Origin of the sequence: Flavobacterium sp. N1719 (assembly GCF_025947045.1) — a bacterium.
Classification (GTDB): Bacteria; Bacteroidota; Bacteroidia; order Flavobacteriales; family Flavobacteriaceae; genus Flavobacterium; species Flavobacterium stagni.
In genome coordinates, this window is the sequence record NZ_CP109993.1 from 2,657,463 (window position 1) to 2,680,980 (window position 23,518).

18 protein-coding genes are annotated in these 23,518 nt (G+C 41.6%); 12 read left to right on the forward strand and 6 right to left on the reverse strand.

What is annotated here, in order from left to right; all coding sequences use genetic code 11:
* Window positions 1–20: 20 nt before the first annotated feature.
* Window positions 21–2,624 (reverse strand): muramidase family protein, encoded by a 2,604-nt coding sequence (locus OLM45_RS11345; protein ID WP_264510242.1) that lies wholly within the window; start codon window positions 2,622–2,624, stop codon window positions 21–23.
* Between the two features lie 150 nt (window positions 2,625–2,774).
* A complete protein-coding gene (glyA, locus tag OLM45_RS11350; RefSeq protein ID WP_264510244.1) occupies window positions 2,775–4,049 on the reverse strand; it encodes a serine hydroxymethyltransferase in 1,275 nt (424 codons plus the stop codon).
* 112 nt (window positions 4,050–4,161) lie between these two features.
* Between glyA and fahA the strand changes: the two genes are divergently transcribed.
* From fahA to OLM45_RS11375, 5 genes are all read left to right on the forward strand, one after another.
* Window positions 4,162–5,448: a fumarylacetoacetase gene (gene fahA / locus OLM45_RS11355; protein ID WP_264510246.1), complete on the forward strand. Its 1,287-nt coding sequence runs from the start codon at window positions 4,162–4,164 to the stop codon at window positions 5,446–5,448.
* A 6-nt stretch (window positions 5,449–5,454) separates the two neighbouring features.
* The gene (locus OLM45_RS11360; protein ID WP_264510248.1) at window positions 5,455–6,639 is read left to right on the forward strand and encodes a hypothetical protein; all 1,185 of its coding nucleotides are present in this window, start codon (window positions 5,455–5,457) and stop codon (window positions 6,637–6,639) included.
* A gap of 98 nt (window positions 6,640–6,737) precedes the next feature.
* Window positions 6,738–7,004 carry a hypothetical protein gene (locus tag OLM45_RS11365; RefSeq protein WP_264510250.1) on the forward strand — a complete coding sequence of 89 codons (267 nt, stop codon included), beginning with the start codon at window positions 6,738–6,740 and terminating at the stop codon, window positions 7,002–7,004.
* Between the two features lie 80 nt (window positions 7,005–7,084).
* Window positions 7,085–7,960 (forward strand): carbon-nitrogen hydrolase, encoded by an 876-nt coding sequence (locus OLM45_RS11370; protein ID WP_264510252.1) that lies wholly within the window; start codon window positions 7,085–7,087, stop codon window positions 7,958–7,960.
* Complete coding sequence (locus OLM45_RS11375) at window positions 7,950–9,035, forward strand: agmatine/peptidylarginine deiminase (protein ID WP_264510254.1); 1,086 nt, start codon at window positions 7,950–7,952, stop codon at window positions 9,033–9,035. Before OLM45_RS11370 ends, OLM45_RS11375 begins: the two co-directional genes overlap by 11 nt.
* A 151-nt stretch (window positions 9,036–9,186) precedes the next feature.
* Here the strand turns inward: OLM45_RS11375 and ytxJ are convergent, their stop codons facing one another.
* On the reverse strand, window positions 9,187–9,573 hold the full coding sequence (ytxJ, locus tag OLM45_RS11380) for a bacillithiol system redox-active protein YtxJ (RefSeq protein WP_264510256.1): 387 nt from the start codon (window positions 9,571–9,573) through the stop codon (window positions 9,187–9,189).
* A gap of 206 nt (window positions 9,574–9,779) precedes the next feature.
* Here ytxJ and clpB point away from each other — a divergent pair, with 206 nt between their 5' ends.
* Entirely contained in the window at window positions 9,780–12,368 is a 2,589-nt protein-coding gene (clpB, locus tag OLM45_RS11385) for an ATP-dependent chaperone ClpB (protein ID WP_264510258.1), read from the forward strand.
* Between the two features lie 383 nt (window positions 12,369–12,751).
* On the opposite strand, the gene OLM45_RS11390 is transcribed toward clpB, so the two are convergent.
* A complete protein-coding gene (locus tag OLM45_RS11390) occupies window positions 12,752–15,964 on the reverse strand; it encodes a T9SS type A sorting domain-containing protein (RefSeq protein WP_264510260.1) in 3,213 nt (1,070 codons plus the stop codon).
* A 502-nt stretch (window positions 15,965–16,466) separates the two neighbouring features.
* On the opposite strand from OLM45_RS11390, the gene OLM45_RS11395 reads away from it, so the two are divergent.
* On the forward strand, window positions 16,467–17,015 hold the full coding sequence (locus OLM45_RS11395) for a GNAT family N-acetyltransferase (RefSeq protein ID WP_264510262.1): 549 nt from the start codon (window positions 16,467–16,469) through the stop codon (window positions 17,013–17,015).
* Between the two features lie 22 nt (window positions 17,016–17,037).
* Here the strand turns inward: OLM45_RS11395 and OLM45_RS11400 are convergent, their stop codons facing one another.
* Window positions 17,038–17,895, reverse strand: coding sequence for an SDR family oxidoreductase (locus OLM45_RS11400; RefSeq protein WP_264510265.1), 858 nt, complete (start codon window positions 17,893–17,895; stop codon window positions 17,038–17,040).
* 107 nt (window positions 17,896–18,002) lie between these two features.
* Here OLM45_RS11400 and OLM45_RS11405 point away from each other — a divergent pair, with 107 nt between their 5' ends.
* From OLM45_RS11405 to OLM45_RS11415, 3 genes are read left to right on the forward strand one after another with little or no spacing between them, the layout of a single operon-like run.
* Window positions 18,003–18,371, forward strand: a complete 369-nt coding sequence (locus tag OLM45_RS11405) for a winged helix-turn-helix transcriptional regulator (RefSeq protein WP_264510267.1) — start codon at window positions 18,003–18,005, stop codon at window positions 18,369–18,371.
* A gap of 16 nt (window positions 18,372–18,387) precedes the next feature.
* A complete protein-coding gene (locus OLM45_RS11410; protein ID WP_264510269.1) occupies window positions 18,388–18,846 on the forward strand; it encodes an RDD family protein in 459 nt (152 codons plus the stop codon).
* A gap of 50 nt (window positions 18,847–18,896) precedes the next feature.
* Window positions 18,897–19,412 carry a DUF4199 domain-containing protein gene (locus OLM45_RS11415; protein ID WP_264510271.1) on the forward strand — a complete coding sequence of 172 codons (516 nt, stop codon included), beginning with the start codon at window positions 18,897–18,899 and terminating at the stop codon, window positions 19,410–19,412.
* 44 nt (window positions 19,413–19,456) lie between these two features.
* Here OLM45_RS11415 and OLM45_RS11420 read toward each other — a convergent pair whose 3' ends face one another.
* Window positions 19,457–21,700 carry a M1 family metallopeptidase gene (locus OLM45_RS11420; RefSeq protein WP_264510273.1) on the reverse strand — a complete coding sequence of 748 codons (2,244 nt, stop codon included), beginning with the start codon at window positions 21,698–21,700 and terminating at the stop codon, window positions 19,457–19,459.
* 90 nt (window positions 21,701–21,790) lie between these two features.
* On the opposite strand from OLM45_RS11420, the gene OLM45_RS11425 reads away from it, so the two are divergent.
* Both OLM45_RS11425 and OLM45_RS11430 read left to right on the forward strand, forming a co-directional pair.
* A complete protein-coding gene (locus OLM45_RS11425) occupies window positions 21,791–22,357 on the forward strand; it encodes a GNAT family N-acetyltransferase (RefSeq protein ID WP_264510275.1) in 567 nt (188 codons plus the stop codon).
* Window positions 22,350–23,510, forward strand: coding sequence for an ATP-binding cassette domain-containing protein (locus tag OLM45_RS11430; RefSeq protein ID WP_264510277.1), 1,161 nt, complete (start codon window positions 22,350–22,352; stop codon window positions 23,508–23,510). The genes OLM45_RS11425 and OLM45_RS11430 overlap by 8 nt, the downstream gene beginning before the upstream one ends.
* Window positions 23,511–23,518 lie beyond the last annotated feature (8 nt).

Genomic DNA, 23,518 nt, shown 5'->3' on the forward strand with positions numbered 1-23,518 from the left:
AAACGCTTAAGTAGTAGCTTTTACTGCTTTAGGACTTTAATTTCTCCATTTATTTCTCTTTGAAGTATGAAATACTTTACATTCTCATAGTTATCTAATCCATGAGGACGGTATTCAAATTGAAGTAGGGCTTGTTTGGTTTTATCGTTTTGAATGGAATGACTCAATCCACTTTCTTGCACCATGCGCAATGCAGTATCAAAAACTACATCGAATCCTTGCATATATACGGTATCCGGATCTTCCTTGTAGGTATGACGATAATTCGCCACAAAAGACTCATACAATTGGTCTTTCACAAGTCCGGAATACGTTGGATATACTGTACGCAAGATGTTCATGCGCAACGGTGAAATATTTTTATAATAATCAATCAATTTAGGTTCCAATAAGGCTACTTGGATATTATAATCCGTAACCGCATTTAACAACGTGTTTGTCGAACTGATAATCATACTGTTTTTACTGGTTTCTAGTATGATTACATTTAACTTCGCTTTATTTAAAAGACTTTTTAAGTTTTCGGTATCCAATCCGTTTCTATCAGAAACTAAGGCAAATTGGGCTTGTGGAAATTTTTTAAGAATTTGTTGTTTCTTCGCTTCTTCAGGGAAACTACTTACCACAATAATGTTTGCATTCAAGGGTGACAACACATCCAAAACTTCATCTCGAATTTGCATCTCAGGTTTTAAGGCTACAAGTTTTTTGGACTTCAACCCTTCCACTTCTACTTCAGTCACCAATGGAATCGGCAAGAAAGCCGTTTTCTCAATCGAACAATGTCCGCTTAAAAAGGCAGCGTCCATTCCTTTCCATTCGCGATCAGCAGTGAGACGATTTAAATCAAATGACTTTTTATCCCCTTTCGCGTAAATCATTTTGGTGGAAATATTCAATCCCAAACTATTCAAAGAGTCGATTGCGCGTTTTGCACCCATATGATAAATCAATTCGAGGCGCGAACTTTCTTCAGAGATTTGGATATCGGGAAATGTTTGTTGCACCCGATTCCAATCCTCTTCTTTAAACGACACCATAAAAGCAAATCGTTTCACTTCTGTTAAGTCGGCCGTCTTCACTAAATCTTTGAAGACTACAACAGGAGCATTCTCCAGAGTAGGTGTAGCCAACGTATTGGGCACAATGACATCGCTTTTTACTGGAGATGTCGTTTTGACCACATCGCCATTATCTGTTTTCATTACAGAAGTGTCCGTCTTTTCAGCTGTTGCCACTGGTACATCTGATTTTGGTGCTGCTGGTTCCCCTTTTGTTGTTGCTAACGGCGCTTTGCTTTCAACTACTGCAGGCGCTACAATTTCTGGGGCAGGCTGTGCATCTTTTGGCATTTTAATGACCATGCCAATCTGAACGCCTTTGGATAATTTCGGATTCAATTCCAAAAACTCCATAATTTTCATGTTGGCTCTTTTGGACAATCCAAACAAGGTCTCTTTGGGCTGTATGGTATAATTTACCAAGTCATCCGAATTAATTCGGGCTTTGGTCTCCACAACTTCTTCTTTGTTTTCTTTTTTTGGAAGAGCTTCCGCTACAGGTGCTGTTTCTTTATTTTCAGTTTTAATGGCTCCTGAATTTACGGGTTGCGCCACTTTAACTTCAGCAACAGGTTTTGTCTCAGTTGGCAATAATTTATTTTCATTAGTAACAGCAGCTTTTGCAAAAGGAGTTTTTTCAACAATTGGATTATCAAGGGTATTTTTGGGCAACTTTACGCGTTGACCCACCTGCAGCATTTTCACAATTTGCGGATTTTCCGACTCTAATTCAGCTATAGTTACGCCATACCGTTTGGACAATCCAAATTTTGTTTCGCCAGCGACTACATCATGAAAGCGCAAATCATTTGAATCCCCTGAAGTAAATTTATTTTCTTGAGATGCGAGAGCAGCTGAAGACACATTCCCGTTGGCAGGCACACGAAGCAACTGACCCGCTTTTAACACTCCATTGATGCGCCCCGTATTCATCGCCATTAATTCGGACAAGGAAATCCCAAAACGTCTGGACAAACCAAAAAGCGTTTCTCCTTTTAGAACTGTATAGTCTTGTGAAGGATCGGCCGAAACTTTTTGCTGAACTGCAGATAAATCTTGAACATACCCCGTTGTACTCCCCGTAATTTTTAAACGATGTCCCGCTTGCAGTCCATTTTTAATTTGTGGATTTTGAACTTCTAATTCAGCAACAGTAACACCATACGATTTCGACAACCCCCATTTTGTCTCACCCGGCTGCACCAAATGAATACGCGGACCTGACTCTTGAATTTTAACAGTCGGTTTTGATACTTCAACAGGAGTAGTTTTATTTTCTGAAAGTATATTCTTACTGGAATTTGACTCAGGAGTTGTGCTATTTGGTGTTATTACCAACGATTTTGGCAACACCAAAACATCATTTGGCTTCACCCCATTTACAGCATTAGGATTGAGTTTAATGATGTCATAAGGCGTCACTTTATACTTCTGCGCGACCTTTGAAAGTGTCTCACCCTCAGTAACTACGTGCGTATTCGCCTGCTGCTGCGACCAAGTCAATTGACCTGCTAACAACAGAGTTATTAACAACATTTGTTGTGATGAAAAATTAGGGTTCATGCTTTGTATAATAAGACAAAATCACCCTAAAAGTAAACAAAAAACCTCTGCTGATATGAGTCAACAGAGGTAGTTATTAACATGTTATTAACACTGAACAATATGTTATGAACAAGTTATCAAAAACATATTTCAAGTTATTAACTCTATTTAGAATACAAACATGGCTCGCTCACCCATCATTTCGCTCACCTCATCGCCTACTTGTTCAATAACCGCTTCATCGTTCGGATTCATTAATACACGATCAATAAAATCAACAATAGTTTCCATATCGGCTTCAACCAAACCACGGGTAGTAATAGCAGGTGTCCCCACACGAATTCCTGAAGTCACAAAAGGTGATTTATCATCAAAAGGAACCATGTTTTTGTTCACTGTGATTTCAGCTTTAACTAAAGCATTTTCAGCTTCTTTACCGCTAATTCCTTTGTTTCTTAAATCAATCAACATCATGTGATTATCCGTACCTCCAGAAATGATGTTATAACCGCGTTTGATAAAAGCAGCTGCCATCGCTTGCGCATTCTTTTGGACTTGAACGGTATATCTAAAAAACTCATCCGACAAAGCTTCACCAAACGCTACCGCTTTTGCTGCGATAATGTGCATTAACGGTCCGCCTTGATTACCTGGAAAAACGGACATATCCAACACGTGCGACATCATTCGGATTTCCCCTTTTGGAGTGGTTAAGCCCCAAGGATTTTCAAAATCTTTCCCCATCATAATCATACCACCACGAGGGCCACGCAAGGTTTTGTGGGTAGTTGTGGTTACAATATGACAATGCGGAATGGGGTCATTCATCAATCCTTTTGCAATTAAACCTGCCGGGTGAGAAATATCCGCCAACAAAAGTGCACCTACACTATCCGCAATTTCGCGAAAGCGTTTAAAATCCATATCTCTTGAATAAGCAGAAGCTCCCGCAATAATCATTTTAGGTTGCTCTTTGGTTGCAATCTCCTGTATTTTGTCGTAATTCAACACACCTGTTTCTTGTTCGACACCATAAAATACAGGGCGATATAATTTACCTGAAAAGTTAACCGGCGAACCGTGTGTTAAGTGACCACCATGCGACAAATCAAATCCTAAAATCGTATCACCCGGTTTTAAACAAGCGGCAAATACTGCTGTATTCGCTTGTGAACCCGAGTGGGGTTGTACATTCACATATTCGGCACCAAACAACGCTTTGGCACGATCAATAGCAATTTGCTCAACGATATCGACTACTTCACAACCACCATAGTAGCGTTTTCCCGGATATCCTTCCGCATATTTATTTGTCAGACAAGAGCCTGCAGCCTCCATTACCTGATCACTTACGAAGTTTTCGGAAGCAATCAATTCAATACCATGTTGTTGTCTGTCCTGTTCGTCCAGAATTAAATCGAAGATTTGTTCGTCTCGTTGCATTTTTTAAGGATTTTTCATTAAAGCACCCCAAAATTACAAATTCTGTTTGTCAAATAGATTGTAAGGTCTATATTTGGTTGTAAATTTTTCAACAACAAATCAACAACGTGTTATGCCACAATATGCAAATGATCCTTCCCGCAAATCCTGGCTTTCTGTACCAGAAAACAGTGATTTCCCTATACAAAATATTCCCTTCGGTGTCTTCTTAACCAAAGAAGATGTCATCACCATTGGTACACGTATCGGTGATTTTGCCATCGATATGGGTGCGCTCCAACAATTGGGGTATTTTGAAGGTATCGACCTACCCGACGATATGTTTCTTCAAGATACGCTCAATGATTTTATTTCTTATGGAAAGAAAACCTGGCGCCAAATTCGAAACCGACTTTCCGATATTTTTGAAATTAACAATAGTCAGTTGCGTGACAACGCTGAACACAAAAAAGTAGTCATTTTTCATATTGATGATATTGAAATGCTTTTACCTGTGCAAATTGGTGATTATACCGACTTTTACAGTAGTAAAGAGCACGCCACCAATGTTGGCATGATGTTCCGCGATCCCGCAAATGCTCTTTTACCCAATTGGCTTCACATCCCTGTAGGCTACCACGGTCGCAGTTCGACCATCGTTCCTTCAGGAGTTCCAGTGCACAGACCACTTGGACAAACATTACCCGCTGATGCAACCACCCCCGTATTTGGTCCGTCAAAACTCGTAGACTTCGAACTTGAGATGGCATTTATTACCACCGATGCGAATATCATGGGAGAAAATGTTCCCGTTAACGAAGCGGAAGACTATATTTTTGGAATGGTATTGTTTAATGACTGGAGTGCACGTGATATCCAAAAATGGGAATATGTCCCACTCGGACCTTTTCTTGCTAAAAACTTTGCATCGTCTATTTCACCTTGGATTGTAACGATGGATGCTCTCGAACCCTTCCGTGTGGCGAGTCCGGAACAAAAACCAGAACCTCTTCCCTACTTACAACAAAAGGGAAATCGTGCCTTTGATATCCAACTCGAAGTAGCTATTCAACCTGAAAATTTAGAGGAAACTGTAGTGTCGCGTTCCAACTTCAAATACATGTACTGGACGATGGCTCAACAATTGGCCCACCACACTATTAACGGATGCCGTATCAATGCTGGCGACATGATGGGAAGTGGTACAATATCGGGACCAACACCCGACAGTTTCGGATCGATGCTCGAACTCACCTGGGGTGGGAAAAACCCACTAACTATGAAAGATGGTTCAGAACGAAAATTTATCAACGACAACGACACAGTGATCATTCGCGGTTATTGCCAAAACGATACGATCCGCATTGGTTTTGGCGAATGTGCGAGCAAACTGTTACCCGCTTTACCGCTTAAATCGTAATTGACCATGAAAAAACTAACCCTTTTACTTAGTCTACTTTTTATCACTCTCAGTTGTGGCGTGCAGCAAACGAGGGATGCGCTAACTTCTGGAAACTATGACGAAGCCATTCAAATTGCTGTCGAAAATTTACGGAATCGTAAAGATGCCAAAGGAAAGCAAGACTATGTACTATTTTTAGAGGAAGCCTTTGCCAAAGCCAAAGAACGCGACTTGCAAAACATTTCCCTTTGGTTCAAAGATGCCAATCCGTCCAATGCTGAAAAGATTTATAACACCTATTTAGCACTCCACAACCGTCAAGAGTTGATCAAACCCATTCTCCCACTAAAAGTATTGAATGGTAACCGTCAAGCCAATTTTGCCTTTGAAGATTACTCCGATCAAATCGTAAGCAGTAAAAATGCATTAGCCAAGCGTTTGTACGATAATTCCAAAGCCTTATTAGCAACTCGTGATAAAATGAATTTCCGCAGAGCTTATGAGGATTTGAAATACTTGCAACAATTATCACCAGGTTTCAAAGATGCCGATAAATTGATGGAAGAAGCGCGTCAAAAGGGAACAGATTATGTAAGTGTCTACACTAAAAATGAAACGAATATGGTCATTCCGATTCGTCTGGAAAATGACTTATTGGACTTTAGTACATTTGGTCTAAATGATCCGTGGACGGTTTACCACAGCAACCGAATTAAAGGCGTTACCTACGATTATGGTATCATTGTAAACTTTCGCAACATTGCCATTTCTCCCGAACAAATGAAGGAAAAAGAATTTGTCAAAGAAAAACTAGTTAAAGTCGGACAAAAAAAGGCATTAGATGCTAATGGCAATCCTATCAAAGACCAACAAGGTAATTTTGTTATGGTGGATGATATGCGCACCGTAACGGCAACGATCTATGAGTTTCGCCAACTGAAATCCGTACAAGTCACTGCTAAAATTGATTACATCGACTTTAAAAACAACCAATTGTTAGATACTTTCCCTTTGAGTAGCGAATTTGTGTTCGAACATATTTACGCCAAATACAAAGGCAATAAACAAGCCTGTGAAAGCAATTACCTGCCCTATTTTGAAAATGTGGCTGTTCCTTTTCCAAGTAACGAACAAATGGTAGCCGATTCTGGGCAAAGTGTCAAAAACAAACTCAAAGAAATCATTTCCCAACACCGAATTCGAAAATAAAACAAGCCCCGTTCCGTCGGGGTTTTCTTTTTTATTATCGAAGTTTCATGAACTTCCAATTTTCTTGTATATTTGAAATACACTCTCAAACAAAAACTATGATTTCGATTCGTAAACTGATCATTTTCGTTGCCGTTTTGGTGCTTTTAAATCTCGTGAATTTTGTAGTTTGTACCATCATTTACTGTCCCACCTGTGAATATGATGATAGCGGATTTTTCTTCCAACTCTTTTTCTCCGATGAAGCGGCTGATGGATATCAAGTATACCCTACATTTTTCAACTATATCGTAACCGCGATTTTGAGTTTTGTCTATACCATAATTTTTCCCGAACGTCAACGAAACAATCCCAAATACAAGTAGTCTTACCCGATTGCTAAACCAAAGAAAATCCTTTCTGTTGGTTTATTTTTCCCTATTTTTGCAAAAATTTTTCAAACACTATGTCAAAAGTAAATGTAGGCTTGGTGCAAATGACGTGTTCAAACGACAAAGCAGCCAACCTTGAAAAAGCGATTCGCGAAGTGCGTGTGGCAGCCGAAAAAGGTGCCCAAATAGTTTGTCTTCAGGAATTATTTACTTCCTTATATTTTTGTGATGTGGAAGATTACGACAACTTCCAACTCGCAGAAGCCATTCCCGGACCCAGTACCGATGCACTTTCTGAAGTTGCTAAGGAATTGGGTGTTGTGATTATCGCTTCTCTTTTTGAAAAACGTACTCACGGAATTTACCACAACACTACCGCGGTTCTCGATGCCGACGGATCGTACCTTGGAAAATACCGAAAAATGCATATCCCGGATGACCCGGCCTTTTACGAAAAATTCTATTTTACCCCCGGTGATTTAGGCTATAAAGTTTTCCAAACCAAATTTGCCAAAATCGGGATCCTCATTTGTTGGGACCAATGGTACCCTGAAGCGAGTCGTATCACGGCTTTGATGGGGGCCGAAATCTTGTTCTACCCTACCGCTATCGGCTGGGCGACCGATCAAGATGAAGAAACCAACCAAGACCAATACAACGCATGGCAAACCATCCAACGCTCGCATGCCGTGGCCAACGGTGTTCCCGTTGTGAGCGTGAACCGTGTGGGCTTTGAACAAAACGGTGCTATGAAATTCTGGGGCGGTAGTTTTGTTGCCAACGGTCAAGGTAAATTGTTATACTTGGGCACCCACGATCAGGAAGAAACTACAGTCGTGCCACTCGATTTAAACCAATCGGATTATTTCCGCATGCACTGGCCTTTCTTACGCGATCGCCGAATTGATAGCTACGCTCCAATCACCAAACGTTTTATTGATGAAGACTAATTTGGCGACTCCCCAAGCTTTAGGCTATTATTTCCCTGCCGAATTTGCACCACAGGACGCACTTTGGCTCTCGTGGCCGCATAAAGAGGAATCGTGGCCGGGTAAAATTCATACCATTTTTGACCCCTATGCCGAGTTCATTTTGCAAGTGGCTTCGCACCAACGCGTATGCATCAACGTAGCCGATGCTGCGATGCAATCGTTCGCAGAAACTAAAATTAAAACTTCCGCATACGCCCAAACCATCAGCGATTTCGCCAGCCGTTGGGCACGTATCACCTTTTATCATCATCCCACTAATGACGCTTGGTGCCGCGATCACGGTCCGGCTTTCCTTCTGCACAAAACAGAAGCCAAAAAAGCCATCGTGGATTGGGGCTATAATGCGTGGGGCGGTAAATACCCTCCATTCGATTTGGATGATGTGATTCCGACGAAAATCGGTGAAAAACTTGGCTTACCTGTATTCAACCCCGGCATTGTCATGGAAGGGGGCAGCGTAGAATTCAACGGTCGTGGCACGTTAATGACCACTACCGCTTGTTTACTCAACGAAAACCGAAATCCGCACTTGAACCAAGCCCAAATTGAAGAATACCTCCACAATTATTATGGAGTCGATCATATTCTCTGGCTTGGTGACGGCATCATCGGTGACGATACCGACGGCCATATTGACGATATCACCCGATTTGTCAATGAAGATACCGTGTTGACCGTAGTGGAAGAAAATAAAAACGATGAGAATTACGAAATCCTTCAAGAGAACTTGAAATTGTTGCACCAAATGCGTTTGGAAAACGGCAAGCAATTGAATGTGGTCGAACTCCCCATGCCGAAACCGGTGATTTATGAGGACCAAATCCTACCCGCTTCGTATGCCAATTTCTATATTTCCAATGAAACGGTTATTGTTCCCACGTTCCAAGATTTGAAAAACGACGATCGTGCATTGGACATCATCCAACAATGCTTCCCTACCCGCCGTGTGGTAGGCATCAACTCCGTCGACCTCATTTGGGGTCTCGGCAGTTTCCATTGTTTGAGCCAACAAGAACCATCGATTATCCTATAACAATAAAAGCCCCTCAATTGGGGCTTTTTTTATGTTTTGTAGCACAAATTCCGACATTCTTTCGCGTCTCACCCGCTTTCCGTTATATCCCCGATAAATCGGGGGATGCCACTTCAATCGGGGCTAAATGTCACGAACCGTGCTTCGAATCCTATGACACAAAATCCTGCAACGCTTCCACTTTAATTCCTTCATGAGAAGCATCATACACCGCCTGCCCTCCTTTGATCACAATCACTTGCGGCGATTGATGCACCACGCCCAAACGCTCGGCAATCGCATTGGAGATCGGTCGGTATTCCAACAAGTCTAAAAAATAAGGCTTGATTTTGCCGTCCAAATTCCAATCGGTTTCAAATTGGCGCAATGCCATCCGACTGATACTGCAACGGGTACTGTGCTTAAAAACGACTACTGGATGTTCGAAAGATTCTTGGATCATCGACTCTAAATCCTTTAAATCCGTTAAGGCAATCCAATTGATATTTGAAGAGGGTTCAGCTGCATTGCCGCCAAATAAAGATCCAAATAAACTCATAATCTTTTTTTTCAAAATTACAAAAAATTGAGGATTAGGTTGCAGACATTAAGGCTTGTGTTTCACGTCAAAAAGACAGTAAAAAAATTTGAAAGAAAACTGGTTTTCAGCCAATTTGACAGCCAAAACCCAATGGAACGTTTATTGACGAGTACGTATTGACGTTTTCAAAACGTTTATTCCACAACACAAAGGAGAACTTAACAATGAATTTAAAAAACTTAACCATCAAGTCCCAAGAAGCTTTGCAACAAGCCCAACAAATTGCACAAGCTTTTGGACACCAACAACTCGAAAACGAACACCTTTTCAAAGGGATTCTGGAGGTCGATGAAAATGTTACGCCTTTTCTCTTGAAAAAGCTCAACGTCAATGTCGAGTTGTTCCAACGCATCCTCGACAGTACACTACAAAACTTCCCCAAAGTATCAGGTGGTGAAATCATGCTGTCGCGTGACGCCAATACGGCTCTGACCGAAGCGGGAATTATCGCCAAAAAAATGAACGATGAATACATTTCCATCGAACACCTCGTTTTGGCCATTTTCAAAACCAAAAGTAAAGTCGCACAAATCCTAAAAGACCAAGGCGTTACCGAAAAAGGACTTGAAGCTGCCATCGCTGAATTACGCAAAGGCGAACGCGTGACTTCTGCCTCAGCCGAAGAAACCTACAATGCCTTGAATAAATACGCCAAAAACCTCAACGAACTAGCCCGAACCGGCAAACTCGACCCTGTCATCGGTCGTGACGAAGAGATTCGACGTGTTTTGCAAATCCTCACCCGCCGCACCAAAAACAACCCGATGTTGATTGGCGAACCCGGGGTAGGAAAAACAGCAATCGCCGAAGGGCTCGCCCACCGTATTGTCGATGGTGACGTACCTGAAAACTTGAAAGATAAAATCGTTTATTCCCTCGATATGGGTGCCCTAATTGCGGGAGCGAAATACAAAGGGGAATTCGAAGAACGCCTCAAATCCGTAGTGAAAGAAGTGACTTCAGCCGAAGGCGATATCGTTCTTTTTATTGACGAAATCCACACCCTTGTAGGTGCAGGCGGTGGTGAAGGCGCAATGGATGCGGCCAATATTTTAAAACCGGCATTAGCTCGTGGTGAATTAAGAGCCATTGGTGCCACCACTTTGGACGAATACCAAAAGTATTTTGAGAAAGATAAAGCACTCGAACGCCGTTTTCAAAAGGTCAATGTGGACGAACCTGATACGGAGAGTGCCATCTCTATCTTGCGCGGTATCAAAGAAAAATACGAAACGCATCATAAGGTGCGTATCAAAGACGATGCGATTATTGCAGCGGTGGAATTATCACAGCGCTACATTACCAATCGCTTTTTACCCGATAAAGCCATCGACTTAATGGACGAAGCGGCTTCCAAACTTCGTATGGAAATCAATTCCAAACCCGAAGAATTGGATGTGTTGGATCGTAAAATCATGCAGTTGGAAATCGAAATTGAAGCTATTAAACGCGAACAAGACGAAACCAAATTAAAGTCATTGGGCTTGGATTTGGCCAACTTAAAAGAAGAGCGCAATGAGATTTTCGCCAAATGGAAGTCGGAAAAAGAAGTCGTAGAAAACATCCAAAATGTAAAACAAAGCATCGAGGACTATAAGCTGGAAGCCGAGCGGGCCGAACGAGAAGGTGATTATGGTAAGGTGGCCGAATTGCGCTATGGTAAAATCAAAGAAGCGCAAGAACAACTCAATGCCTTACAAATCCAATTGCAAGAAAATCAAAAGGGCGATTCGTTAATCAAAGAAGAGGTTACCCATGATGATATCGCGGAAGTTGTAGCCAAATGGACCGGGATTCCCGTGACCAAAATGCTACAAAGCGAACGCGAGAAATTGTTGAAATTGGAGGACGAACTCCACAAACGCGTTGTGGGTCAAGAAGAAGCGATTGCCGCCATAAGTGATGCGGTGCGTCGCAGTCGGGCCGGATTACAAGACGCCAAAAAACCGATTGGTTCCTTCCTATTCTTAGGAACTACCGGTGTCGGTAAAACCGAATTGGCCAAAGCACTCGCCGAATACTTGTTTGACGATGAAAATGCCATCACCCGTATTGATATGAGCGAATACCAAGAACGCCATAGCGTGAGCCGTTTGGTCGGTGCGCCTCCCGGGTATGTAGGTTATGACGAAGGCGGCCAATTGACCGAAGCCGTGCGCAGAAAACCGTACAGTGTAGTGTTGTTGGACGAAATTGAAAAAGCACATCCCGATACTTTCAACATCTTGTTGCAAGTCTTGGACGAAGGACGTTTAACCGACAACAAGGGCCGTTTGGCTGACTTCAAAAACACGATCATCATCATGACATCGAATATGGGTAGTACGATCATCCAAGAGAAGTTTGAAAACCTCAAAGGAAGTGTAGAAACGGCTGCTGAATTGGCCAAAGTCGAAGTGCTGGGCTTACTCAAACAAACGGTGCGTCCCGAGTTTTTGAACCGCATTGATGAAATCGTGATGTTCACGCCGTTGACCCAGGACAACATTCGTCAAATTGTCAACTTACAGTTGAAACAAGTGACCAAAATGTTGGCGCAACAACACATCACCATGGATGCCACACCCGAGGCGGTGGATTATTTGGCGACCAAAGGTTACGATGCCGAGTTTGGCGCACGCCCTGTAAAACGAGTGGTCCAACGCGAAGTTTTGAACCAATTGTCCAAAGAAATTTTAGCCGGAACTATCACCACCGACAGCATCATTTTACTGGATAGCTTCGATGGTAAATTGGTCTTCCGCAATCAATAAGTAAAAATAAAAAGGTTGGTTGATTTGAAAACCTAACGTGCACTTCGGTGTGGGTTAGGTTTTTTTTATGGCGCGACCCGTGATGAGCGAAGTAAAAAGCAACCCCTTGCTACGGGTCGGGTCGTCTGTTGCAATCTTGGCTCCGCTGCGCTCCACCAAGGATTTCCACTCCCACCCCTCGCGCGACTTATTATTCTTAATTGAACTATTTTAAATAAAAAAATGAACCTAATAAGAAAATGGATAGTAATGCTTTGATTACTCTTTTGAAAGAAGAAAGACTTTACTCCATAAACTCATAATTCAAAATTTATAATTTAAAATTTATAATTTAAAAAAAGGGAGCCCTTTCGAACTCCCTTTTTAAATTTATAAAAGATGATTTATCGCTTAATCACACGCAGTGTTTTGATATTCTCACCTTGCGTTACGATTACATTGTAAACCCCTCCTGGGAAGTTAGCCCCTACTTCTGTGCTTTCCACTGAATCGGATGAAACGGTTTTTGATTCCACCATTTTACCCAACATATCATACACTTGAATTGTATAATCTGCTGTACTCCCTGAGTTAACTTTGAAATAGAAGTTCTCTGCAAATGGGTTCGGATAAACCGTCGCTTCGAAGCTAATTACTTCAGCTGCTTGTGTATCCTCGATGGTACGAGCTGCAGTTGGAGCAATGATAGTACACGTTTTTCCGAAAGGTCCAAAGTCAGGTTGACCTGGCATGCTCACTGCTACTTGAACAGAATACGTTTCTCCTGGAACTAAACCTGGGAAATCCGATAAACGGAAGAAGTTGGCATTTCTGTCTACACTATAGTCATAGCCCTGATCAATATTATACAAACGGTAACGGTATTGAACGGCATTACGAACTAAGTTCGCATAGATAAATTCATTATTGTTCAACACTTGATAATCGTTACATTGTGTAGCGCGAACTTCACTGGTTGGATGTTTAGGTGCTTGAACAGTACATGCAGGACCGTAAGTCATAAACACACCGTCTAAGTTGCGGATCGCACACGATACGCTGTAGTTAGCATCGTAACGGAAATCGGTTACTTGTTCGAATGAGAAGTAACGTAATCCACTTGTAATTACTTGTGTACTCAATACGTTGTTACTTGCATCCAAACGTTGTACTTGATAACGGTAAACCGATACTAAAGCAACAGCCGAACTGGCAACTTGCGTAGTCGTATTCGAAATTTGAGTACCACAAGCAGCCACTGTACTTAACGGTGTTGGCGTAAATACGTAGAATGCTGGCGCGTAATTCGGTTGCCATACGTTATTGATACGAACCGTAGTTTCAATTTTAAACTTCGCACCATATGCGTAGTTAGACAAGTTAGACAAGAACAAGTTACGCATACCCATATCCACAGTTACTGGAGCAGACATTGGCGTATCATCGGCTGGATTCACACGGGTAACCACATAACGGTATCCTTGTGCATTCGCCACTAAACTCGTAATGATAGATGCACCATAACTGATGGTTGAGTTAGGAACAGTAACCGCTGGAACCGAATAGATTGGTGTACAACCACCTGGTAAACCGATGTTATCGATGTTACCGTTACAGTCGTTGTCAATACCATCGTAACAAACGTCTACAGCACCTGGATTAGTAGAGGCAACTGCATCGTTACAATCCGTATTAAATGTTGAACCGCCGCAAGCTACTAAAGGTAATGTACCATAACCGTCACCATCTGCATCAGTGTAACGCAATTGGTTATCATTACAATCGTTGTTGTTCAATACACCGCCACAAGCCACAAGAGTCGTCGAACCGAATCCGTCACCATCTAAATCCGCATAACGCAATTGGTTATCATTACAATCGGTATTATTCAATACACCGCTACAAGCCACTAGGGTTGTCGAACCGAATCCGTCACCATCTAGATCCGCATAACGCAATTGGTTATCATTACAATCGGTATTATTCAATACACCGCCACAAGCCACTAGGGTTGTCGAACCAAATCCGTCACCATCTACATCGGCATATTGCAATTGGTTATCATTACAATCGGTGTTGTTCAATACACCGCCACAAGCCACTAGGGTTGTCGAACCGAATCCGTCGCCATCTAGATCCGCATAACGTAATTGGTTGTCATTACAATCCGAATTGTTGGTTACACCTCCACAAGCTACTAAAGTCGTCGACCCAAATCCGTCGCCATCTACATCCGCATAACGCAATTGACTATCGTTGCAATCCGTATTATTTGAAACTCCACAAGCGGCAAGGGTAGTCGAACCAAATCCGTCGCCATCATTATCAACATATTGCAGTTGTGCATCGTTACAATCTGATGAATTGGTAACATATCCTACAGGTTGTGAACAGGCTACCTGACTTACAGCTGGATTTCCGAATCCGTCACTATCAGCATCTTGATAATAGGTAAAGCTCGGTTGAACCGTGAGTACTCCACTCGTATTGGATGTCCCATTCCACGTCCCACCACCTGTGGCGCTATACCCACCATAGTAGTAAGCGCAGCCATTGATACTGTATCGGAAGGCATAATAATAGGTCCCAGGAGCCAAAGCACTCCCGAATGTGGCCTTGTATTCGTCGTTATTATTTCCCGAACCTGCCTGACCAAAATAAGGTGCTGTTGTCCAATTGGTCCATGTATTTGGATTTGTATTAGAACTATTGTAGCCAATTTGTGCCACGATACCCGAACCTTGTCCGGCAGCTTCTGTCAATCCTGCCACATAAATTTGTCCATAGGCATCAAAATTTGAACCTTGACACACAGTAACCGAACCTGGAAATTGAGTATTCACAAAACCCGGATTGGGTGTAATGGAATACGAATAATTCGATCCGCCATTATTTCCATAGCGCAAAGTAATCAAATCATGATCTGAAGAATTGGTGGCAGCTACTGTAGTGGTGTAGGCATAATAGTAAATTGTTCCTGAGGTATTATCACTCCCCGGAATTACTGCGGTTGCAGTCGACCAATTGGAACCTGTACCCGTTGCTTCGACAACTTTGGAACCTGAAAAATTAGCTGCACTACTGTAACGAATAAATACGCGTTCTTGTGCCGACTTTGCTCCTGCTAAATTCACTGTAATTGTAGCGGCTGTACCCGAACAAACCGTGCCTGGATTGCTTACCGCAGTTGATGCAGTAGCATGGAAAGATACAGGTGCATTGGTCGTTTCCATCACCACAGCTTGACGATTCGCATAGGCCAAACCACGAATTTGCATCGTGTAATAACGATTCAGTGTGGGTGCCACAGCAAAGGCAGCATTGGGTCCGTTAAAACTCCCACCCCCCCATGTTAAGGTAAATTCTTGGTTATACGGCGTAGATGTATTGTACCATTTGTTGGCATAACTATCCCATTGGATAAGATAATAATTGTTGGCCGTAGTGGCTTGCGTCGTATTGGACAAAATTCCACTCGTTGGCGTATTGTTTGACAACACTACATTACCCAGCCCCAATCGGTCCCAAGCATACCCACTGGGTTGTGCAAATGCCGATTGATAACCAGTAATCACAAAGACCAATAATAGCCATAATTGAAGTAAATTTTTTTTCATAGTCGTTTTGATTTCAAGTTAGGGAAAAACTATTTCTAACTTCTAAATTACTGGAAACCCTTTTGCTAACCAAAAAAGTCATTTTCGAAAACGATTTCGTGTTGATAAATTCATTTTTTGAGTCGCTTATTTTTAGGATTATGGAAATTATTTCACTTATTACTAAATCTATTGAATGGCTTTTCTTTCCTTAAATTACTTTTCAAAAGTTATATTCACTAATCCAAATAGTAGTTTGAACAGTATTGACTGGAATTGACGGCTTTTGACCATTGTTGACGGGTGGGTTCCGAATTCGCTGCACCTTTGTTCGGGTTTTGTTCGGAAGCGCTTCGGACCCACCCACGGAACTACTGGGTTAATCGCACTATGTTCCGAACAAAACCAAAACAAAACCAAAACAAAACCCCTAGAAAGAAGTTTACCATGATTTCATTTCTCAAATTCAATCAATAGTACCAAAAAATTGTAACTTCGAACAGAAGAATATTTTGAAATTTCAATGAATAAGCAATTAGAAACATCACGATTACTATTGGAAAGTGTTACGGCTGAGGAATACCAACAGCAGTTCATTCACGACTCGGTAGAAGTAGTACGATCCCGATGGAATTTGTCTTTTGACCGGATTCAGAAAGAGAAAGTTCGGGCGCAAAAAGGCTACGAAACGGCCAATAAATCGTTACTTCTTTTTCTAATACGCTCAAAAACCAGTTCGAATTACATCGGATGGTGTGGCTTTCATACCTGGTATTTGGACCATCAACGTGCAGAGATCGGCTATGGATTATATGACGATGCTTACAAACAACAAGGAATCATGACAGAAGCCCTGGCCGCTGTGTTGCACTTTGGTTTCACTAGCTTACAATTGCAACGGGTTGAAGCCTTTATAGGTCGGGACAATATCGCTTCGCAACGGTTGGTTCAAAAAATGGGATTCCGGGAAGAAGGTTGTTTGCGGGCCCATTATTATACCCAAAACCAATACGAAGATTCGTTGGTATTTGGTTTATTACAACATGAATTTATAAAAACAAACCCCGAGTAAATCGGGGTTCTAAACTTAGCTTTTAATAAACAGATTTTAGATACGAATTCAAATCAACAGGAGCGCGTCCTAAAATTTGTTCCAAATCTGGAAATACCTCTTCAAAATCATGGTGCGCAATTGCAGCCGCAAAACCCAAGGACATCTGGATAATTTCTTCGGGCAAAGCCGCATTTCGTAATACTTCCTCATAAACAGAAGCCTCAGGACTGATAAATGGGATTTCTTTCCCTGCTAAATCACTTACTGATTTTGCAATTTCAGCAAAACCCCAAAGCTGGTTGTTCGTCATCCGATAGGTTTTATTTTCGTGTCCCTTCGTTCGTAAAAGTTGAGCAATAGCAGCGGCTAAATCTGTGCGTGTTACAAACGGCACTTTACCGTCACCCACAGGAAAAAACACGCCAGTTTCAAAAACTTGTGGACCTAAAAACAGGGGAATAACCTCTGCATACAATGTATGCTGTAAAAAGGTATAGTTTAATCCACTGGCTTGGATATACGCTTCAGTCGCATAATGGTCATTCAATAAAGGCTTTAATGGAGAAATATCAATATTTTTTAAGGAAACTCCAGTGTACAAAATATGTTGTACACCTGCCTTGACCGCTGCATCTACCACGCGTTGGTGTTGCCCTAAACGATCCTCAAAATCATTGGAAGAAACCAAGACCAATTGGGATATTCCATGAAATGCTTTTTCTAAACTAGCGGCATCAAAATAATCGCCTTGACGAATGGAAATACCCGCTTGACGCAATTCTTCTGCTTTAGAGGTATCGCGAACCAATGCTGCTAATGAAGTAGCCTCTTCCGTTTGCAAAAGGTTTTTTAAAATTGCACCACCCAACTGTCCGGTAGCGCCTGTAATTAATTTCATAGGTTGTTATTTTTAAATTCTTATACAAAATTAATTACCTTTGCTATACAAAATATAGTAGTATCTTTTTGTATAGTACTATACTTTAGTATACAAAGCACTATTTTATGACTGAATTAGAACACCGATTTGGCGCTATAAAAGCTTGTCCTATCAATTATGTCTTGGCAATCAACGACACTTTAAATGCGATTAATGGAAAATGGAAACTTCCTATAATTGGATCCTTATTGTTCCAAAAAAAACGATTTGGGGAAATCCAGCGAACTATTGGAAAGATTACTCCTCGAATGTTATCCAAAGAATTGAAAGAACTTGAGATAAATGGCATTGTTACACGTAAAGTAATCGACAGCACCCCCGTGGTGGTAGAGTATGAATTAACTGAATCTGCATTGCGATTGAGTAGTGTTTTAGATACTATGGTGGAATGGGGTGTTCAACATCGAATAGATTCCTTAGCAAAAACAATGTAAAACCAACTAAGTAATAATGGAATACAACTTATTTTCTTCAGCTTCAATTCCGCGTCGTTTTGTAGCCTATATTCTTGATGTGGTACCCCTACTCCTGATCGTTGTCTTATTTTCAAAAAAAATACTGCACATTTCGGTTTTGGATGTCTCCCTGATGAAATCCAATCCCGAACAGTATTATGCCATCCAACAAACCGTGCGATTTACCGTATTTGGAGGGTGGATTTTAGTCTCTTTTCTTTTGGAATGTTCGAACTGGCAAGGCACGTGGGGGAAAAAAATCATGGGGATTAAAGTTGTCAATGGGTATGGCGAACCTATTACTATGCTGCAAAGTCTCCAACGGAACGGGATAAAAATTGTTTCTATGCTCCTATTTGGAATTGGTTTTTTCTGGATTGTTTTTAATCGGAACCGCTCGGGATGGTATGATATTGTAGCGAAAACAAAAGTAGTGCGCGAAGAAAACCGCTAATATTTCATCCTTTTTCGTACTTTCACTTTGATAACCAATACAAACAAACTATGAAATCTATTATTTACAAGTATAGCACAATAGCGGCTATAATTATTGTTCTTTTTATGATTGCCTCCACGGTATTGTTTATAAAAATGGACAACGACCCTTTATCCCTAACCCTTGGTTTTGCGGGTATGCTAGTCGGATTTGCCACCATTTTCTTGGCTTTGGAAAAATATAAAAAAGAAAATGGCGGTGTGCTTTCTTTCATAGACGGACTGAAAATCGGGGCGATTATTGCCTTGATTGGTTCCTTAAGTTACACTGTCGTATGGATGATCGAATATCAATTCGTATTCCCTGATTTTATGGACAAGTTTGCAGCCAAACAAATCGAGCAATTGAACGCATCCAATCTAGATCCTGCTGTATTAGCGGAACAAATTAAAAAGATGCAGGAAATGGCCGAAAATTATAAAAATCCGTTTTATCGCTTTGGCATGACCTTGATGGAGATTCTGCCTATTGGAATTATCATCACCCTTTTGGCTGCCATTATTCTTCGAAAAAAAGCCAACTAATTTACCCATAAAAAAAGCCCTCAATTAGAGAGGGCTTTCTTTTTTTATTTGTCTTTGGTATAGCCAAAACTTTGCTTACCTACCGTTAATACAAAACCTTGCTTGTCTTCTGTAAATTGAATGGACAATTCCGCTTGCTCAAAGGTAAACAACCCGTTATCTTTATCCACTAACGGGATTGTAGGTTGCCCCTGTGCACTCAATGTTAAACTGCCATCTTCATCCCCTAAAACGATTTTCAACGGAATCAATTCGCTAGAATAATTCCCCGTTACGGCGCTGTAATCTTTGGTTTTCGTAATGCCATCCTTTTTTAACGTCCAAACATTATTTTCACCATTTATATCTGGAAAAATATGATCGGGATCCAAAGTTATAGTCGCTAATTCCTCAGTCGATGGCAATTTAAAGGTCCAATTCGTATTGCGTTTCCAAATCTCAACCGGCAAGTTCATGCGTCCTTTTTTCCCGGAAACCGTCGTATATTCAACAATTACAGGCATTGGAAGTTTTTCTAAAGTGGCTATAGAAACAATGGCTCCATTGGCAGGATTATTTTTCTCATAGCGTACTTTTTTAATCGCTTGATCGGCCATCCAATTGTTGTAGAACCAACCGCGCCATAACCAACCTAAATCTTCACCACTCACATTTTCCATGGTACGGAAGAAATCATCCGGCTGGGGATGTTTGAAAGCCCAACGTTCAATATAAGTTCGGAAAGCAAAATCAAAGCGCTCCTCACCTAAAATATGACGTAGCATCGTAAGTCCGGAACCGGGCTTGTAATACGCTAAAATACCTAAATTGTCTTCGGCTAAATTATCCGGAGCTGCCATTACCGGTTCCATATCCGGATTCATCAACATCGATGCCGCTGCCTGCATATCGTCATTCGGTTGGCGGTATTCCCCTTTATTAAAATCTTGCGAACTCAAGGTATTGATAAACGTATTGAACCCTTCATCCATCCAAGCGAAAAGACGCTCATTCGAACCCACAATCATCGGGAACCAAATGTGCCCAAATTCGTGATCCGTCACGCCCCATAGATCGGCACCTTTGGACTCCCAGCTACAAAAAACGATTCCGGGATATTCCATTCCGCCTTCATTACCCGCTACATTGGTAGCCGCAGGATAGGGATATTCATACCAACGTTTGGAGTAATTTTCAATGGAAGCTTTGGTATATTCTGTAGAACGGCCCCAAGCATCTTGCCCCGAACTTTCCACTGGATATGCCGAAATAGCCAAGGATTTTTTACCGCTCGGTAAATTGATACGCGCGGCATCAATGATGAAGGCTGGCGAAGAAGCCCATGAGAAATCACGGGAATTTTTAATTTTAAATTTCCAAGTTAACGTGGATTTACCTGCGGGTCGAGAAGACGCACTTGTGATCTCATCGGCGGTGCGAATCATAACGGTAGATTCACTATTTTTCGCAGTATTCCAACGTTTCATCTGCTCTGCGGTATATACCTCAGCTGGATTCTGCAACTCGCCCGAACCTACTACAATATGGTTAGCGGGTGTAGTTATTGTCACGTCAAAATCGCCATATTCTAAATAAAACTCACCGGCACCTTGGTACGGTAAGGTATTCCATCCGCGTACATCGTCATACACACACATGCGGGGATACCATTGGGCCATAGTGAAAATGCGGCCGTTTTTGGTTTCCAGAACCCCCATACGGTCAGAACCATAATCGGGAGAAACAAACGAAAAATCAATTTTTAATTTGACCACTGCACCTGCCGCTGCCATCACTTGTGGCAATTGTACTTGCATGCGAGTGTCCGTAATGGTGAATTTTGCTTCTTTTTCAGAAGATTTCCCACCTGCTGTGGTCACCACTTTAACCGACTTGATGGTAAAACCACCGTCAAAGTCTTGCCCTTTAGCACCGTTCCGACTTCCTTTCAAGGGAATTACAGCATTCCCACGGGAATCTTTTTTGAATAAATTCTGATCCAAATTCAACCAAAGAAATCCCAGTTTGTCCGGACTGTTGTTGGTATAGGTAACCACTTCAGAGCCGGTAATTTCTTTTTTATCAGCATTTAATGATGCTGTAATGACATAATCGGCACGGTTTTGCCAATACTTCGGCCCCGGTTGACCACTCGCCGAACGGGTATCTGTTCCGTTTTTGGTATAAAAATTGTTACCAAAGGCCTCGTTGTAATCGTACACCGATTCTGGGCGTTGTTGTTGAGCCGACATAGTTGCCGTAACCCACAATAAACCCACCATTAAAGGAGTTTTAAAATTTAGCTTCATGCTTATACAAATTAGAAAAAACAAATAAATAAAAAAATACGGCAAATTCAACCCTATTTAACTAAATTCACCTCATCCAATTTATATTTTATGGCCTATTCTTTCACTCCTTTTCCTGTTTTAACCACCTCCCGACTTATTCTGCGTCGTGTTCGGGAGTCCGATTGGCCAGAATTACTCGCCTTGCGTGGGGATAAAAACGTGATGCTCTATATTCCGAGACCTTTGGTAACTACAAAAGAAGAAGCGATCGAACATTTTAACATGATTGACTCCAAAATTGAAGAAAACTTGGGCATTAATTGGGCTATTACAAGAAAAGGTGAAGACAAATTACTCGGTGTTTTGGGACATTACCGCCTCCAACCCGAGAATTTTAGAAGTGAAATTGGCTATATGCTTTTGCCCGAAGCCCATGGCCAAGGCATCGTTCCCGAAGCCGTGACCGCTATTTTAAAATACGGATTTGAGCACATGCAGCTGCATTCTGTGGAAGCGGTTATTGACCCTGAAAATGCGGCATCAGAAAAAGTATTGCAAAAACTTGGCTTTGTCAAAGAAGCCCATATCCTTGAAAATGAATATTTTGACGGTCGTTTTTGGGATACTGTAATTTACTCAATGTTACAACGAAATTTTAAGCCACTATATGAATGAATTTGAAAAACAATTTCAGGAAATCGAAGATTACTTGAAGTTTGAAGACTATACGTTGTTGACCAAACGTATTGTTGATTTGACATTAGACACCGAAAATCTTTCATTTTATCAAAAAACCAATGCGTTTTTGGATTGGTTGGATTACAATGAAAATGCAGCTGAGGAAAAGACTGCTCGCTACCGGGAACTTCTCGCTGAATTGCATGCCTTTTTAAAAGATAAACCGTTAGCTCCCCGTGAAGTATTGGTGAGTGCAAGCGATTTGGTTAAAAATTATGGCCATGGTGCCTTCGGATTGGGTCCGATACAACTCAAGCTACATGCAGGTGAAATCTTAGGTCTTGTCGGTGAAAATGGAAATGGAAAAACGACTTTATTGCGAAGTCTTTGTGGCGAATTGCATCCCAGCAGCGGGAGCATTACCTATCACTTCCCGTATACCGATTTATATGCACTACGCACTCAATTGGTGTACATCCCACAGCGGACGGATACCTGGTACGGGTCGATGTTTGAAAATCTACAATTTACTGCCACCATATACGGTTATGCCCCTGAGGAGAACGAGCATTTGGTCAATTTAATTATCACCCGATTGGGCTTGCGTAAATTCAAACACCATGCTTGGAAAAGTTTGTCTTCAGGGTATAAAATGCGGTTCGAATTGGCGCGTATGCTTTTGCGAAAACCCAAATTATTGTTGATTGACGAACCTTTGGCCAACTTGGATATTTTGGCCCAGCAAACGGTATTGGAAGACTTTAAATCCATTGCCAAATCGCCGTTTCGTCCGATTGGGATTGTGTTGAGTTCGCAGCAATTGTATGAAGTTGAAAAAACCTCCGATCAAGTGATTTTCTTGAAACACGGCAAGCAGAAAAACTTACACGAATCTTCTGAAGAAACCGTTGCGATTAGTCAGAACGAACTGATTATAGAGTTTGAGTCGTTGTTATCCCAACGGGAATTGGGCGAATTATTTCAACCGCTTGGATTGGTTGCCTTGCAATTCAACGGCGGTACGTTCATTGCAACATTCCCAGAAAACATTACGGTGTATGCCTTTTTACAACATAGTATTGACCGGCAAATTCCGCTGACGTATTTCCGTAATATTTCCAATTCAACGCGTCGTTTCTTCGTTTCTTAAATTTGATC